Annotated in this window: 1 protein-coding gene; it reads left to right on the forward strand. The window is 33.2% G+C overall.

Features of this window, described 5'->3' with window-relative positions:
* Nucleotides 1–259 (forward strand): hypothetical protein (locus tag FD688_RS07305; protein ID WP_190242836.1); only part of this gene is annotated, 259 nt, incomplete at both ends.

Consider the following 259-nt stretch of genomic DNA (forward strand, 5'->3'; position numbering starts at 1 on the left):
TTGTTGATGTTGAAAGTGCCAAAAATCATATTCTACAAGTTTTAATGGGTAATAAGTATGAAAACATGCAGCTAATTAGTTTGAACCTTATCTTGAATAACCCAATTTCTGATGGTCAAAGACAGGACTTAGAATATCGAGTTACCAATGCGTTAAGTAAGGACTATGAACCAATAAATGCATGGATTTATGAAATTAATGTAAGATTGAGCGACAATCAAAAGATGTCATCAATTGACCAAGACATTTGGGATGAGGC

It is taken from the genome of Apilactobacillus kunkeei (genome assembly GCF_005930975.1).
GTDB classification, from domain to species: domain Bacteria; phylum Bacillota; class Bacilli; order Lactobacillales; family Lactobacillaceae; genus Apilactobacillus; species Apilactobacillus kunkeei_E.